The organism is Paenibacillus sp. D51F (genome assembly GCF_053345695.1).
Window position 1 is genome coordinate 58,641 of the sequence record NZ_JBKFAO010000016.1, and the last position, 14,771, is coordinate 73,411.

A 14,771-nucleotide genomic window follows, 5' to 3' on the forward strand; every position below is an offset into this window, starting at 1 on the left:
CCAAAAGACACCTTCAAGTTATAGTGAAGGTGTCTTTTGGCTTGGACCTCTGACCGTGACCGCCGAGTTGAAGCGAGCCGTTCCGGGAACAAGGTCCGTGTCAGCCGTAATGGGGCGGCTGCGCTCTATCTGCTCTGTCCCACCGAGAGAGATGAAGCCGCGATCTCGATCTGCCTCTGGTGATGGCGGTCATGGTCGACGAATTCTCCCACAACGTAGAGCAGCGAATAAGGGCTGCCCGTATGCGGGCAGTGGGAGACGCCGTTGACGGATACGGCCCGGAGCATCTCCCCCTCTCCGATGGAGCGCAGCAAGGCGCACAGCTCCTTGCGCGTATCGGCGAATTCCGCGAGCAGCTGTTCCTGCTTCACCCCGGATTCGGCATACTCGTAGGCAGACGAGTTGAAGGCATCGAACTCGGGAAAGATGATTCCCTCCCCCTTCAAGACCGAGGGTACCGTATAAATGATCAGATATCGGTCCCAATTGAGCAAATGTGAGACAATCCCCGCGATCGTCGCCTTTCCCTCCGCTATCGGGCGATTCCAAGCCTGCTCGGCGACGTCAAGGCTCCTTGCCCACTTCGATGCCGATTCGAATTCGTCTAAGACAGCTGAAATGTCATTCATGAAGCAAAACTCCTTTAACCCGCAAACTTTATGTATGCCATTATTTTAACACAGGAACATACGTTTGTGTAATAGCGCACCGTACAGATAACGATTTTTTGCTGCTTGCTCCTTTATGTTCCGGATTCATTCATGCAGCTGCGGCAGGAAGCCGCCGGACGCCATCGTTATTACCGGCTTGCGGGACCGGAGGTCGGCCAGTCGCTGGAGGCCATGCTCGTCATCGCGCCGGTCAAGGCTGTGAAGTCGCTGCGCGAATCGGTCGAGCAGAGGCATATGCGACATGCCCGCACTTGCTACGATCATCTCGCCGGCAAGGTAGGGGTCGCGCTGACCGACCGTCTGCTCGCCCTCGGCTTCCTCTCCAATTCCGGTCCGGATTACGCGCTCGCCGATGCAGGCCGGGAGGAGCTGCCGGGGCTTGGTGTCGAAGTCGACGCGCCGCCAGGCTTAGCAAGAGCGCGGGGAAGAGAGCCATCCAGCTTTTGTCCAACACAAAAAGACGACGCCGTCCAGGCGCCGTCTTTCCTTTTTGCGGTTATATTCCGGTCGCCACGGCTCTCGCACCTGCGGCGCGGGCCCGCACATGCTTCAGCATCGAGAGACGGTATCGGGTCCAGAGAATTCGAAGCAGGCCGTACATCGCCGCGGAAACGAGGATGCTGTTGAGCACGGATCCGATCAGGAAATCAACACCGATGCCGCTCAGCGCGCCAAGGCTGTCGGCCGTCTCCTCGTAGCTGATGTCCGCGGCGGGCTCGGAGAGAAGCTCGTCCAGCTCCGGCTCGGCCGGGCGGGCAAACAGCTCTCTCGCCAGCTGTCCAGTGAGGTAGTTAGCATAAAAGAGAAGCGGCCACAGAAAGGTCCCGGCGGAAGCCGCGAACAGCCCGGAGACGGCATTGCCGCGGAACAGGCGGATCAGTCCGAGCGACAACGCGAGTCCGATGCCGAAGGTCGGGTACCAGCAGGGAAGGAATCCGAGAACGGCCCCAAGCGAGATCCGGTGGGAACCTTGGCGCTGCCGAAGCAAGCGAATGCCGTGATAGGCTAGGTTCCTTTTCCAGCGCTTGAGCCGCATCCGATCCCTCCCAGGTTGGCCGCTATTTAGAGCGAAAGATAAATTTAGGCATAAAAAAAGAGTCCCGAATTTTTTCAAGACCTTATTCAACATCATAACAGAGCGGACCGAAACAGTCTATATTTTTTTGGCTCAGTATGCCAGAATTTTCTCCGTACCCATTTTAATCTACGGAGGCTATGCTTATGATTCCAATCCGCTTCAAACCATTCCGTTCCGCGCTGCTCATTCGGGAAGCCATCGGTTGGACGCTCCTTCGCCAATGGGCATTATCCGAGGTCTACCGAACAACGCTGCCTTCCGGGGAAACTCGAATCATCAAGTGGGGAGGCAAGGAAATGGCCGCCGAGCATGCCGTCTATCGCGATCTGGTTGTTCCGCTTCGTCTCAAATCTCCCCGCATATTCGGCTCGTTCGAAACGGAAGACAGCGTCACGATCGTCATGGAGGACGTGGGAAAAGGCAATCTGGAGCTTGATCCCGCTTCCGCCGCGTTCCTCGAGGCCGCCAGGGAGCTGGCTCGGATCAGACGCGTCGCAACCGCGAATCTGGACATGGCGATTCCAACGAAAATAAGAGTCTCGCATTCCCTTTACGCTGCCGATTTTCTCCATCATCTGGAAAGGCTAGCCGCTTCGCCGCAGCTTGCGGGCAGCGCAACGATTGTGAAAATGCAGGGACTTCTGCCTGCCCAGCTGGAAAGGCTGTACCGGACCGTTCCGATGACCATCGCCCACCATGACTACCGCGCCAAAAACCTGATTGTCCGAGAGGACGGTTCCATCCTGCCCGTTGATTGGGCTCTAGCGTGCCTGAGTCCCGATCTGAGCGATCTTTACGGCCTTGCGCAAGATGCACGCGAGCATGCAGGAGTAGATCGGGAACAAATCCTCTCCGCATATCGGGAGATCGAGGATGACATGACGGCCGGCGAGCTGGATTGGCAGGTCGCTATCGGAGGGCTTTGCTGGCTGGTCAAAACCTTGAGCTGGATGGTTGACGGCGGTACCGAGGCGATTCCCGGCTCGGATGCCTGGATCCCGGGCATGCTGGAGGAGGCCGCCAAGCTGCTGAATGAGCTGTCCGCATCTTCATGGATTGACCGGCTCGATCATCGAATAATAGAACCCTTCCGGAAATGAAGGCGAAGAACGGCAGGAGCATGATCCTGCCCCATCTCTTCCCAATCCGACAATCCCATTCCGGTAGCCGCCGCCGACCATCCGAAGGCTTCGGCCAACGCGGCCAATTTATTCTCGGCGCAAGCCTCTTCCCTCTCCCAGATCTCCGCCAGCCCCGGCTTGTCGGGACCCTCTTGCTGGAGCGGAAGCCATTTGGACAGCTGCCCCTTCCTCTTGCGGCGCTGCCCCGTCATCCCGTTATAGAGCTCCGGGTCGTTGATGAACATATCCGCTGCCCGCCCCTGCTCGAAGAGCCTCATCCGAAGCAGATCGCTGTCCAGAACGGCATTGCTCACGGCGTATGTGCCAGCGCTTAGCGACAGCTGCGCCGTTATGCTGTCGAGCTCGTCCCAATCGCCAGCCTCGATTCCCTCATCGTAGATGGTCAGCCACTTGCCGTTCCGATCCCAGGCTACGTGGATCGTGCGGCCGGCCGGGACCTCGCTGCGTTCGTAATTCCTTCCGTCCATGATGGCGTCCAACGCTTCCTCGAGCTCAGCCAACGTCATGGTACGGGGTATCTCGAGCTTGATATTGCTGAAAAAAGACCCCATTCCCTCATTCCTCTCTGTATCCTTCCGGTCATTTCACGCCAATGCTACCGATGCTGGGCATAGACATTCGCCTTGCTCAGCCCGCGGATGATTCCGACTTCCTCCTCCGTCAGCTCCGGCACCTCGGAAGCGGCGATATTCTGCAGCAGCTGCTCGCGCGAGCTCGCTCCCGGAATGGCGGCAGCGACGGCCGGATGGCTCAGCGAATAGCGGATCGCCAGCTGGGTCATGCTCCGCTGCGGAGCGGCCAGCCGCTTGAGTCCGCTCCGCAGCTCGCCAAGCTCGTCCAGGCTGTAGTCCGTCACCCCCTTGGCAGGCTGGCGGTTCTCCGCAAGCGCACCGCTCGCAAGCGGGCCACGGGCGATGACGGAGATGCCTCGGTCCTCCAGAAGAGGCAGAACCTCTTCCTCGGCACGCCGGTCGACGATGCTGTAAGGATTCATCACGCTGGCCATCGAGGAGCGTGCCGCATATTCCCGGATGACGTTGGGCCGGATCGAGGAAATGCCGTATTCCCGAATGACTCCCTCGCGCTTCAGCTGCTCGAACGCTTCGATCGTCTCGCCGATCGGATCCTCGATCGTCCCTCCGTGCAGCTGGTACAGATCGATATAGTCCGTGCCGAGCCTTCTCAGGCTCTCCTTCACGGCGGACAGGATATAGGCCTTGGACGGATCCCACGTCCAGCCCTCCTGCCCGGGGTAGCGCCGGTTGCCGACCTTCGTGGCCACAATGACGCGGTCCCGGCGTCCCTTGATCGCCAGGCCGACCAGCTCCTCATTGCGCCCGGCATCGTACAGATCCGACGTGTCCAGCAGGTTGACGCCGAGCTCCAGCGCCTCATGGACAAGCGCGACAGCCTTGCCCTCCTCCGTGCCGAGCGACATGCAGCCGAGGCCGATCTCCCCGACGAGCAGCCCGGATGAACCGATTCGATTTTTCTTCATATCCGATTTCTCTCCTTTCGCGCGCCTCAATAGGCATTCAGCATACCATTCCATCTCCTGGACCGCACGCCGCCATTCCTTCGACCGTCCTGGACGAGCGGCAGTCCCGCTAGTTCCCTTCCCACTCCGACATGAACTGGTCCAAATACCCTGCCATATACCGATGGCGCTCCTCCGCGATCTGCCGGGCGGATGCCGTATTGATCCGGTCCTTCAGCTTCAGCAGCTTCTCGTAGAAGTGATTGATCGCCGTGCTCTTGGCCTTGCGGTATTCTTCTTTCGTCATCGATTCGCGCGGCGGCAGCTCCGGATCGTGGATCGGGTGGCCGATCACCCCGGCATACAGGAATGCCCTGGCAATGGCGATCGCCCCGATCGCATCGAGGCGGTCCGCATCCTGCACGACTTGCCCTTCGATCGTGCGCATCGGAGGATTCGCCCCCGCATTGTAGGACATCGTCGAGATGATCTCCATCACATGCACTCTGTCCCTCTCTTGCACCAGCTGGACCTCGAGCCAGTCCTCCACTTTCCGGAGCCCGCTCTCCTTGGACTCGTTCAGCTTCTCGTCCACCACGTCATGCAGCAGAGCCGCCAATACGCTGACGAATCGATCTGCCCCCTCCAAGGAGGCGAGGCGATCCGCCATCTTGGCCACCCGGTGCACATGCCACCAGTCGTGTCCGGTCAGATCGCCTCCCAGCTCGGATTTGGCGAAGCTCTCGGCTTCGTTCAGAATAAGGGCATGCCGGGTATCTGTGGACATCGTCGTTCATCTCCTATGAATGGTCGCTGTGTTCTTTCTATAGTCATGGACGGCAAGGCTGATATGCTTCATTCTAAAAAAAGATCCCGGTCTTGTCATCCTCGGTCCCTTCCGCCGGCCGATCCGATTCATGCAAAAAGGCATCCCTGGAGCGGGATGCCTTCGTTCTATCGATGGGACAGGAAAAAAACCCTTGAATGCAGATTCAAGGGCTTTTGCTGGAAATAGGAAGCGGCAAGGGGAAACGACCCGGCCTTCAAGCCGATCGCCCTCTGCTTCCTCCGTGCTATTTCCCTGTAAATACAGCCATTCCGTTATCCCCGCTGTAAGGCGCGCCTCCGGGAATCGTCACGAAGCAGATGATCAGCCTGTAGGACTGGCCTGTCGGGATGGCTTGACTGAAAGTCAGGACGAAGCTTTTGTTCTGGCCGTCGACCGGATTGATCGAAACCCGGCTTCCCGTCAAGGCATTATCAGGCATTACTTTATCATCCTTGCCCAGCGTCGCAATGCCGCTCGGCACTACGTCTGTCGTGCTCTGAACCCAGTAATTGGACGGCCGCATGCCTTTGACGACATCCACGCTGCGATCATAGGTAATCTGAATTTGATTGGCCGACACCTGGGACAGCGTTTGCAGCATCGGAATCGGGTCTTTGGCGGCGTTGGCGCTTCCTTGGCCCTGGACTGCAAACAAAGCGATGGCTGCGATCGCCATCAGTTTCAAAAAAGCGGTTTTCATGGAAAGTCCTCCTTTCTTTGAGCGAAGCTACCTGAATGATTTCCTATGCCAGCTGCTTTTATGCATTCGCGGAAAGGTCTGCTTCCTTTTCTCGAAAAAAAGCCCCGCTGCTCAAGAGCAGTGAACTCAACGAAGGATTGCGGACAATTGTATAGGTGCAACCAGAAGGCATAAAAAAGGCCGGAACCATTCCGGCCGGCGATCAAACAAGCAAGGATATCTCTACTTCGAGCGGTACAGCAAATAAAGAAAATACGGGGCGCCGACTGCCGCCACGATGATTCCGGTCGGAATTTCCGCTGGCTGCAGAATCACCTTGGCGATCGTATCGGCAGCCATGACGAGCAGCGCTCCGGACAGAGCCGCGACCGGGAGCAGCGCCTGATAGCGCTGCCCGACAAGACGGCGGGCCAAATGCGGGGCGATGAGGCCGACAAATCCGATGCTGCCGCTGACGGCCGCGCAGGATCCAGCCAGCCCGACCGCCGCGGCCAGGAGCAGAGCCTGCTCCCGGTTCACGAACGTTCCGAGTCCTGTTGCCATAGGAGTGCCCAGGTTGAGCACGTTGAGTGTCCGGGCCTTGAACAAGACATAGGGCAGGAGGACCGCGATGAACGGCAGCAGCGCCAGCACATAGCTCCAATCCTTGCCCCAGATGCTGCCGGCCATCCATGTCGCGACGAACTGGTACTGCTCCGGGTTGATCCGCAGGGAGACGACGATCGTCACCGCGGCGAAGCCGGAGTTGACGGCGACGCCGTTCAGAATGAGCCGGTTCGAGGACAGCCCCATATGCCTTCGATACGACAGCAGGAAGACGAGCGCGGCTGCGACTCCTCCCCCCGCCCAGGCTAGCAGAGGCAGCAGGTAAGCCGGAGTTGCGGCCGGCGCCGGATAGTAAGCGATGAACAGCAGCACGGTCAGCCCCGCCCCCGAATTGATGCCGATGATTCCGGGATCCGCGAGCGCGTTGCGCGAGAGCGCCTGCAGCACGGCCCCGGATACAGCCAGGCCGGCTCCGATCAGCAAGGAGATGACGATCCGCGGCAGGCGGAAGTCGAACAGAATGAGCTGCTGGCGCTCCGTCCCGCCTCCCGCCAGCGTCCGCAGCACATCGATCGGAGAGAGCCGGATCACCCCTGTATTCATGCTGACGACAAAAACAATGGCGATCGCAGCGCTCAGGATGGCGGAGACAAGCAAGGCTTTCCTGCGCTTGCGCCGCTCCGATTCGGACATGAACATCGTCTATAGCTCCCTCCTCTCTTTGTTGGCCAGATAGATGAAGAAGGGAACGCCGATCAGCGAGATCATCGCTCCGATCGGCGTCTCGAAGGGCGGATGGACCGTCCTTGCCGCCAGATCGGCCAGCACGACGAGCAGCGCTCCGAGCACGGCCGAGGTTGGGATGATCCACCGATAGTCGACGCCGACAAGCTTGCGCGCCAGATGCGGCACGAGCAGCCCGACGAAGGAGACAGCGCCGACGGCGGACACCGCTGAGCCCGCCAGCACGACGACGATGGCGAGGCCAAGCCCCTTCACCAGCCCGGAGCGCAAGCCCAGTCCGCGGGCAACCTCTTCGCCGAGGCTCAGCATCGTGATCGATCGGGAGAGGGCCATGGCGCCGGCAAGCGCAATGGCGATCCATGGCGTCATGATCTTCAGCTCCAGCCAGCGCATGTTGGCGACCCCTCCCGCGAACCAGAAGGCCAGATCCTGGCCGATGCGGAAGTACAGGGCGATGCCTTCGCTGAGAGCTGTCAGCAGCGCCGAGAGCGTCACGCCGGCGAGAACGAGCCGCGTCGGCGTCAGCCCTCCGCGGACGGATGAACCGAGAGCGAAAACCAATGCCGCGCTCAGCGCTGCCCCGACAAACGCCAGCAGCACGACATAACGGTACGGAAGACCAGGCAGGAAGGCGAGGCAGAGCGCGATCGCGAAAGCCGCTCCCGAATTCAGGCCGATGAGGCCCGAATCCGCCAGCGGATTGCGCGTCATTCCTTGCATGACCGCTCCTGCAACCGCGAAGCTGCTGCCGACGAGCATGCATCCGAGCACTCGCGGCAAGCGCAGCTCCTGAATGACCTGATGCTCCTTCAAGTCGGGGTTGTAATGGAAGACCGCTTCCCATACCATCCGGAACTTGATGTCCATCGCGCCGAACGAGACCGACAGCGCCAGGCTGAACAGAAGAGCCGCCACCCCGGCAACAATCAGGACAAGAGCCGTCCTTGGCCTGGAATGGAGCTTATGTAAGGCGTCGTCCGCCTTATCTCCGGCAGGCTGTCCGCCGTCCCTTCCCTTGCGAGTCGTTGCTGCCATAGTCCCGATTCCCCAGTCTGCTTGTAGTTGCAGGCGTATTCGGCCTCCCGGCCGGACACCCGCATGTTGCGGTGAACTCCCGCGTTGATAAATGGAGTTCCAGGGCTTTGAAAAATAAAGTTCCAAGGTTTTAATAAATAAGTTCCAAGCGAAAAAAGGGAGCCGCGGCTCCCTCCTATCTTTCCGTTCTTATTTTACGATATCCTTGAGCAGATTGTCGACCATCTGCGAGCTGGCAATCGGACCATAGTAGAGCCAGCTGGACGATTTCGGATATTCGAATACGTTGCCGTTCTTGACGGCCGGCACGGATTTCCACAGGGCGTCATTCAACGCCGCGGATCCGGAGTCCTTGTCGCTGTTCACGAGAATGAGGTAATCCGCATCCAGGTCGGCCAGCTTCTCCAGCGAGATGGCGTTCCAGTTGCCTGCGCCCGAGGCGGAAATCTCCTTGACGACTTCCGGCGCCTTCAGCCCCAGATCCTTGTAGAGCACCGCTCCGCTCGACAGCTTGTCGCTGACGACGAAGAATTTGCCCTGGACGAGCCAGACGGCGGCAACGGATTTGCCCGGAATCGCAGCTTCCAGCTTCGCCTTGGCGTCTGCGGCCTTCTTCTCGTAGTCGTCCAGCACCTTTTGGGCTTCGTCGCTCTTATGAAGAACTTCGCCGATCTTCAGCAGCGCCTTGCGCCAGTCGTTGTTCACTTCGTCGCCGAGCACGAAGGTCGGGGCGATCTTGGCATACTGATCGTACTTGCCGCCTTCGACGGCGCTGTTCGAGCCGATGATGAGCAGATCCGGATCGAAGCTGGTCACCGCTTCAAGCGGAAGATCGTATGGAATCGTCGGGAGATCCTTCAGCGAATCCTGCAGGTACTCCTGGGTGCCGTTCGCTACAGACCACTGGGCTGCCGGCTTCACGCCGAGCGAGACCAGGTAGTCCTCCAGGTAGGAAGCGATGATGCGCTGCGGATTGGCCGGCACTTCGACCTCGTGGCCGAGCCCGTCCGTCATTTTGGATTGCGCCGGCGTCGCAGCCGGAGCCGTCGAGGCTGGCGCCGGCGATGCGTCGTTGCCTGCCGCCGTGTTCGAATTATTGCCGCTTCCGCAGGCTGCGAGCAGCATGGACATGAATGCGATGCTGAGCAGCAGGGCAGGAACTTTCAGCTTGCTTTTTACCACGGGATATCCTCCTTGATGATGGAACCGATGCCGCCATCATTGCCGGCTTGCCGATTCGCAATTCATGACTAGTCTGTTGCGCCTGCCGATATCCAATCCGGATAGACAGATTTTGAAACCCTCAGTTAGTAATGATAATCAATATCAGTTGATAGATCAACCTATTTGGCCTATTTCAAGAAAATAATGTGTCCAAAATGCAACAGATCCCGTCCTTCCGCGGGAAACAACCGGTTCTTCCAAGCCGTTTACCGCCCGTATGCCGGAACCATGCCGTTAAAGCCGCACTCATGAGTCGATGCCCGACGAAATATCGAGGCCGTACAATGGCTGCAGCCCGATTTCAACCCATCCCACATCCAGGAGGATTCCATGGACGCCAAGCAACTCATTCCATGCTCATATTAGCGAGATAATAGGACCTTTTCTGCTGTGTTTTTGCAGGTATCAGGGGCATGGAGCTTGAATGTATTTATAGAATTGAAATTTCAAAGGAGGGATCGCGCTTGCCGACGATTCAAATCGAGGGAAGAGAAGCTCTTCAGGCGAGCGAAGGCACGAAGCTCGTGCTCGCGCTGGAGGATAACGGGGTCGATATGCTCCACCGCTGCGGCGGCAACTCCCGATGCACCACTTGTGCGGTGGAAGTGCTGTCCGGCGACGCCCCGGAGATGGGAGAGGCGGAAGCGGCCACCCTGAGGAACAAAGGCATCGAAGACCCGTCCGTCCGGCTGTCCTGCCAGATCCGGCTGGAGAACGATCTCGGAATCCGGCTGATCAAAACGGCCTCGTCGACGGGATTGGAGCCCGGGCCGCGTCCCCAGGACTGAACGGAGCCTCACGCACTCTTTTCTTGAACCATGGGTTAAGTCAACAAAAAGGCCAGGCAGAGTCCCTCAAGGACACCGCCTGGCCTTTATTTATTCACCTGCAAGGGGCGAGCTTCTGCAGCAGCTCGTTCCTTAGCGTCCAAAAAGCGGGCCGCCCCCGGAGCCTTCTGCCCGCCTCACAAATTCTGCATCGTCACTCCGGCCTCCGGATCGAAGGCCAGCATCTTCGTGCCGATCTTGTCGATGAAGAAGCGGTCGTGGCTGACCGTAACGACGGCGCCGGGGAAATGGATCAGCGCCTGCTCCATGACCTGGATGCTGGTCAGATCTAGATGGTTCGTCGGCTCGTCCAGAATGATGACGGCGGCGCCGGACAGGAGGCATTTGGCCAGCGCCACCCGCGCCTTCTGCCCGCCGGACAGATTGCCGATCGTCTTGCTGAGATCCGCCTCCGAGAATTGGAGCATGGACAGGAACTTGTTCACCTTCTTGCGCGGCGCGTCAAGCCCGAGTCCATAGGTGTTCACGGCATGGCTGACCGTATCCTTCGGATCGAGCTCCTCCCACATGCGGTTGAAGTAGGCGTACCCGACGCCCTTCTCCCAGCTCACCTCGCCTCTCTCCGGCTTCTCCTGTCCCGTAAGCGCCTTGATGAGCGTCGACTTGCCGCTTCCGTTCGGACCCGTGATGACCAGACGGTCTTCTTTCTGGATATCGAAGCTGACGTTCTCGAAGATGATCCGGCCGTCGTAGGCCTGTCCGATTCCTTTGACCTCCGCCAGCTTGTCCGGGAACCGGAGCCTCTCGTAAATGTCGGTAATGAGCACGTTCACGGGATGAGGCTCGATCCGCTTCCTGCTGTCCGCCAGCTTGCGCGACAGCCGGTCCTTGGCCGACTTGCGCTCCGCCCGGCTGTCGATCGCTTCCGACTCCATGAGCAGGAGCTCCTCCTCCCACTCGAACTGGCGGTCGAGCTCCTTCTTGCGCATCTTCTTCTTGCGGACGTAATCGGTGTAGTTTCCTTCATACTCCTGGAAATGATAGTTCTCGATCTCGATCGTCCGCGTGACGACCTTGTCGATGAACTGCCGGTCATGGGAGATCAGGATCATGGCGCCGCCGAACCGGTACAGCCACTGCTCCAGCCAGGCGATTCCCTCGATGTCCAGGTAGTTGGTCGGCTCGTCGAGCAGGACGACATCGGGCTGCTCCACGAGCAGCTTGGCGAGCGCGGCGCGGTTGCGCCAGCCTCCGGACAGCTCGTCCACCGGCTGATGGCGCGAGCGGTCGTTGAACCCGAGCTTCGTCAGCACCGTGTTGATCTCCACGGACACGTTCCAGCCGTCCAGATGCTCCATCTGCTCGAACAGCTCCGCCTGCCTCGAGAGCAGCCGGTCCATCTCGCTGTCATCCGTGACGGTGCCCAGCTTCTCCGCCACCTCCTGCAGCTCCCGCTCGATCAGAGCCACCTGCTCGAAGCACAGCTCCAGCTCCTGCTGGACGGACAGGCTGCCGCTCATCTCCGAAAATTGGGAGAAGTAGCCGATCCTCGCCTTCGGATCAACCTCCACCTTGCCCGATGTCGGCTCATCCTTGCCCATGATCAGCTTGAACAGCGTCGACTTGCCGGCGCCGTTGCGCCCGATGACGGCGACGCGCTCGCCCTGGCCCACGCGAAAATAAATTTCGCGGAATATAAGAGCATCCTCGTATTTCTTCGTGACATTTTCAAGCCGTATGACGCTCATCTCTTCCCCTCTTTCCCATTCCCCCGACTAGAGACACTCCCTTCATTCTACCAGCAATGGCGGCGAAGGCGAGAATATTCCCGAGCGGCCGCCCCGATGATGAAAAAAAGGACCGGACACCGCTGTGGGCGTCCGGCCTTGCATCTCGGATGAATTCCACGTTACATCGAGCTTCCCGTCTCCGCTTTCCGCTCCGTCTTGGCCTTGCCGGACAAGAACCAGCCGCAGGCCGCGATCAGCACAAGCACGATGTAGAACGTCAGCTTCCAGGCTGTCGATTCGGCAAAGTCATGCGGGATGACATGCAGCGCGGGATGAGCCAGCGTGTGCACCGCCAGCTTGACGCCCACCCAGCCGACGATGACAAAGGCGGCGACTTCGAGCGACGGCCTGCTCTCGAGCAGCTTGACGAACCAGTTGGCAGCGAAGCGCATGATCAGCAGCCCGATGAAGCCGCCCAGGAAGATGACGGCGAAGTGGCCGCCGTCCATGCCGCCGATCTTCGGCAGGCTCGTCGCCGGCAGCGCCACGGCCAGCGCCACGGCAGCCAGGATGGAGTCGACGGCGAAGGCGATATCCGCCAGCTCCACCTTGATGACCGTCGGCCAGAAACCTGCTTTGGGCTTGGCTCCGGTATGCGGCTCCGCATTCCGCTCGCCTTTTTTGACGATGACTTTACGGAAGATGTGATTGAGGGCAATAAACAGGAGGTACAGCGCTCCTATCGCCTGCACCTGCCATACGTCCACAAGGAACGAGATGACGAACAGGGACGCGAAGCGGAATACGAACGCTCCGGCGAGGCCGTAGAAGAGAGCTTTCTTGCGTTCTTTCTCCGGCAGATGCTTCACCATGATCGCCAGCACGAGCGCATTGTCGGCCGCCAGCAATCCTTCCAGGGCAATGAGGACGAGCAGCACCCATGCATATTCCATCAATAAAGCGAAATCCATCTTCTTCCTCCTCCAGATGAGCTGGCCGAACGCAAAAAGACCGTTGTTCCCCGAGGATATGAATGGCCTCGGATGCACAAAGGTCTCGCTAACAATGCGGTTCGGCATTGCCAGTAAAGCCGGAGAGCGGGCTCTCGTATTGACGACTTTACTGTAGCAGCTACTCCCCTTCGGAGTCACGTTTTCTTTTGCGTGTTCGAACAGCTTTTAAATGATTGGTCTGTTGTAGTACGGGGATGAGCCCGGATAGTTTCTTTTTTATTCGGAAAATGTCCATGGTTCAGCGAGGTTATGACCCGCGATCGCCGCAGCAAGCCGGAGCTTGCCGGTGCCGGCTTTCCTTGCTCCTTCGTAACCTCGCCATAGGCATCTGCATAGGATAACCCAGGTTGCAATAAAAGGAGGTTCTTCCTCATGAGCTCATCCTACTCCCACACGGAAGCGGTGGCAGCGGAGCCGTTCTACAAATGCGAGTCTCACGTCCACCATACGCTGCAGTCGGTCAAGAGCCATCTGCATCAGCTGTGCTCGCAGCATGCGAATCGGCTCGTCAAGGTGGAGACGATCGACGGGGACGTATTCGAAGGCTACATCGTTCATTGCCACAAAAGCATCCTTTGCATCCGTCTCTCCAATGAAGGCTGCAGCCGCGCCTTCCTGCCGGGATCGGTCAATCCATACTACAACAATGTGATCCTGCCGCTTGTGCTGTTCGATCTGCTCGCCATCACCTTGCTGTAGCCACGTGCAGTCATCTGATCAAAAAGGAGTTCTGACCATGGGTTTCATGCTTCCTACGCCCCCAGGATTGCCCGGAGGATTTCCAGGCGGTTTCCCCGGGGGCTCGCCAGGCGGTTTCCCCGGAGGTTTCCCGGGCGGTACGCCGGGTGGTTTGCCGGGCGGTGTTCCCGGAGGCTTCCCGGGCGGCATGCCGGGTGGTTCGCCGGGCGGTGTTCCCGGCGGCTTCCCGGGTGGTATTCCCGGAGGCTTCCCGGGCGGTGTTCCCGGCGGGTTCCCGGGCGGCATGCCGGGTGGTTCGCCGGGCGGTGTTCCCGGCGGGTTCCCGGGCGGTACGCCGGGCGGTGTTCCCGGTGATCCTGCAGGCGGGGCTCAAGCTCCCTCTTCGCCACCGCCTCAAGCGGTGCCGCAGAAGCCGCTCGTCTCGACCTTCGCCGTAGATCCCGGCGCCATCTCGGGCTGCTCCTTCCGCTTCACGTACATCTGGCCCCGGTTCGGGCCCGGCTTCTGGTTCTATCCCGTCTTTGTCGGGCGCACATCCGTCGCGGGCTTCCGCTGGACCGGGTTCAGCTGGGCGTTCTCCGGCCTGGATCTGCAGAGCGTCGAATCCTTCACCTGTTAATAGTAAGAAACAAGGCTGCTGCCGAGCGAGAAACAAGGTTGCCGAGCAAGACTCGGCAGCGGCCCGATAAGGGTTTTATTGCCCTCCATGACTACTTTTGCTTCGCTCCAAGGCCCGATTTGGGCCTTATTTGCAACCCATGACCACTCTCGCTTCGCTCCAAGGCCCAATTCGGGCCTTATTTGCAACCCATGACCACTCTCGCTTTGCTCCAAGGCCCGATTCGGCCCTTATTTACTACCCATGACCACTCTCGCTTTGCTCCAAGGCCCAATTCGGGCCTTATTTGCAACCCATGACCACTCTCGCTTCGCTCCAAGGCCCGATTCGGGCCTTATTTGCAACCCATGACCACTCTCGCTTCGCTCCAAGGCCCAATTCGGCCCTTATTTACTACCCATGACCACTCTCGCTTTGCTCCAAGGCCCAATTCGGGCCTTATTTGCAACCCATGACCACTCTCGCTTCGCTCCAAG

16 protein-coding genes are annotated in these 14,771 nt (G+C 59.3%); 4 read left to right on the forward strand and 12 right to left on the reverse strand.

The genetic code is table 11. The features are described 5' to 3' along the window. Positions 1 to 125 precede the first annotated feature (125 nt). The 3 genes from ACLBWT_RS20970 to ACLBWT_RS20980 form a co-directional block, all read right to left on the reverse strand. Positions 126 to 629, reverse strand: a complete 504-nt coding sequence (locus tag ACLBWT_RS20970; RefSeq protein WP_447665067.1) for a DinB family protein — start codon at positions 627 to 629, stop codon at positions 126 to 128. A gap of 126 nt (positions 630 to 755) precedes the next feature. Further along, on the reverse strand, positions 756 to 914 hold the full coding sequence (locus tag ACLBWT_RS20975) for a hypothetical protein (RefSeq protein ID WP_447665068.1): 159 nt from the start codon (positions 912 to 914) through the stop codon (positions 756 to 758). 253 nt (positions 915 to 1,167) lie between these two features. After that, complete coding sequence (locus ACLBWT_RS20980) at positions 1,168 to 1,707, reverse strand: DUF2062 domain-containing protein (protein ID WP_447665069.1); 540 nt, start codon at positions 1,705 to 1,707, stop codon at positions 1,168 to 1,170. Between the two features lie 185 nt (positions 1,708 to 1,892). Between ACLBWT_RS20980 and ACLBWT_RS20985 the strand changes: the two genes are divergently transcribed. After that, on the forward strand, positions 1,893 to 2,849 hold the full coding sequence (locus ACLBWT_RS20985) for a phosphotransferase (protein WP_447665070.1): 957 nt from the start codon (positions 1,893 to 1,895) through the stop codon (positions 2,847 to 2,849). Here ACLBWT_RS20985 and ACLBWT_RS20990 read toward each other — a convergent pair. The 7 genes from ACLBWT_RS20990 to ACLBWT_RS21020 form a co-directional block, all read right to left on the reverse strand. Then, positions 2,819 to 3,397, reverse strand: coding sequence for a hypothetical protein (locus tag ACLBWT_RS20990; RefSeq protein WP_447665071.1), 579 nt, complete (start codon positions 3,395 to 3,397; stop codon positions 2,819 to 2,821). The two genes, ACLBWT_RS20985 and ACLBWT_RS20990, sit on opposite strands and share 31 nt — an antisense overlap. 89 nt (positions 3,398 to 3,486) lie before the next feature. Then, positions 3,487 to 4,389: an aldo/keto reductase gene (locus tag ACLBWT_RS20995; RefSeq protein WP_447665072.1), complete on the reverse strand. Its 903-nt coding sequence runs from the start codon at positions 4,387 to 4,389 to the stop codon at positions 3,487 to 3,489. Between the two features lie 109 nt (positions 4,390 to 4,498). Then, complete coding sequence (locus ACLBWT_RS21000) at positions 4,499 to 5,155, reverse strand: HD domain-containing protein (protein ID WP_447665073.1); 657 nt, start codon at positions 5,153 to 5,155, stop codon at positions 4,499 to 4,501. Between the two features lie 286 nt (positions 5,156 to 5,441). Continuing rightward, complete coding sequence (locus ACLBWT_RS21005; protein ID WP_447665074.1) at positions 5,442 to 5,897, reverse strand: hypothetical protein; 456 nt, start codon at positions 5,895 to 5,897, stop codon at positions 5,442 to 5,444. A gap of 222 nt (positions 5,898 to 6,119) precedes the next feature. Continuing rightward, entirely contained in the window at positions 6,120 to 7,142 is a 1,023-nt protein-coding gene (locus ACLBWT_RS21010; protein ID WP_447665075.1) for a FecCD family ABC transporter permease, read from the reverse strand. A gap of 3 nt (positions 7,143 to 7,145) precedes the next feature. Then, positions 7,146 to 8,222 carry a FecCD family ABC transporter permease gene (locus ACLBWT_RS21015; RefSeq protein ID WP_447665076.1) on the reverse strand — a complete coding sequence of 359 codons (1,077 nt, stop codon included), beginning with the start codon at positions 8,220 to 8,222 and terminating at the stop codon, positions 7,146 to 7,148. A gap of 189 nt (positions 8,223 to 8,411) precedes the next feature. Further along, positions 8,412 to 9,404 carry an ABC transporter substrate-binding protein gene (locus ACLBWT_RS21020; protein WP_447665077.1) on the reverse strand — a complete coding sequence of 331 codons (993 nt, stop codon included), beginning with the start codon at positions 9,402 to 9,404 and terminating at the stop codon, positions 8,412 to 8,414. 506 nt (positions 9,405 to 9,910) lie between these two features. Between ACLBWT_RS21020 and ACLBWT_RS21025 the strand changes: the two genes are divergently transcribed. Next, positions 9,911 to 10,234: a 2Fe-2S iron-sulfur cluster-binding protein gene (locus tag ACLBWT_RS21025; RefSeq protein ID WP_447665078.1), complete on the forward strand. Its 324-nt coding sequence runs from the start codon at positions 9,911 to 9,913 to the stop codon at positions 10,232 to 10,234. Between the two features lie 176 nt (positions 10,235 to 10,410). Here ACLBWT_RS21025 and ACLBWT_RS21030 read toward each other — a convergent pair whose 3' ends face one another. Further along, positions 10,411 to 11,982, reverse strand: a complete 1,572-nt coding sequence (locus tag ACLBWT_RS21030) for an ABC-F family ATP-binding cassette domain-containing protein (RefSeq protein ID WP_447665079.1) — start codon at positions 11,980 to 11,982, stop codon at positions 10,411 to 10,413. 161 nt (positions 11,983 to 12,143) lie between these two features. Continuing rightward, on the reverse strand, positions 12,144 to 12,935 hold the full coding sequence (locus tag ACLBWT_RS21035; protein WP_447665080.1) for a TerC family protein: 792 nt from the start codon (positions 12,933 to 12,935) through the stop codon (positions 12,144 to 12,146). 414 nt (positions 12,936 to 13,349) lie between these two features. On the opposite strand from ACLBWT_RS21035, the gene ACLBWT_RS21040 reads away from it, so the two are divergent. Together ACLBWT_RS21040 and ACLBWT_RS21045 are read left to right on the forward strand one after the other, a co-directional pair. Beyond that, entirely contained in the window at positions 13,350 to 13,676 is a 327-nt protein-coding gene (locus tag ACLBWT_RS21040) for a hypothetical protein (RefSeq protein ID WP_447665081.1), read from the forward strand. Between the two features lie 37 nt (positions 13,677 to 13,713). Next, positions 13,714 to 14,295, forward strand: a complete 582-nt coding sequence (locus tag ACLBWT_RS21045; RefSeq protein WP_447665082.1) for a hypothetical protein — start codon at positions 13,714 to 13,716, stop codon at positions 14,293 to 14,295. Positions 14,296 to 14,771 lie beyond the last annotated feature (476 nt).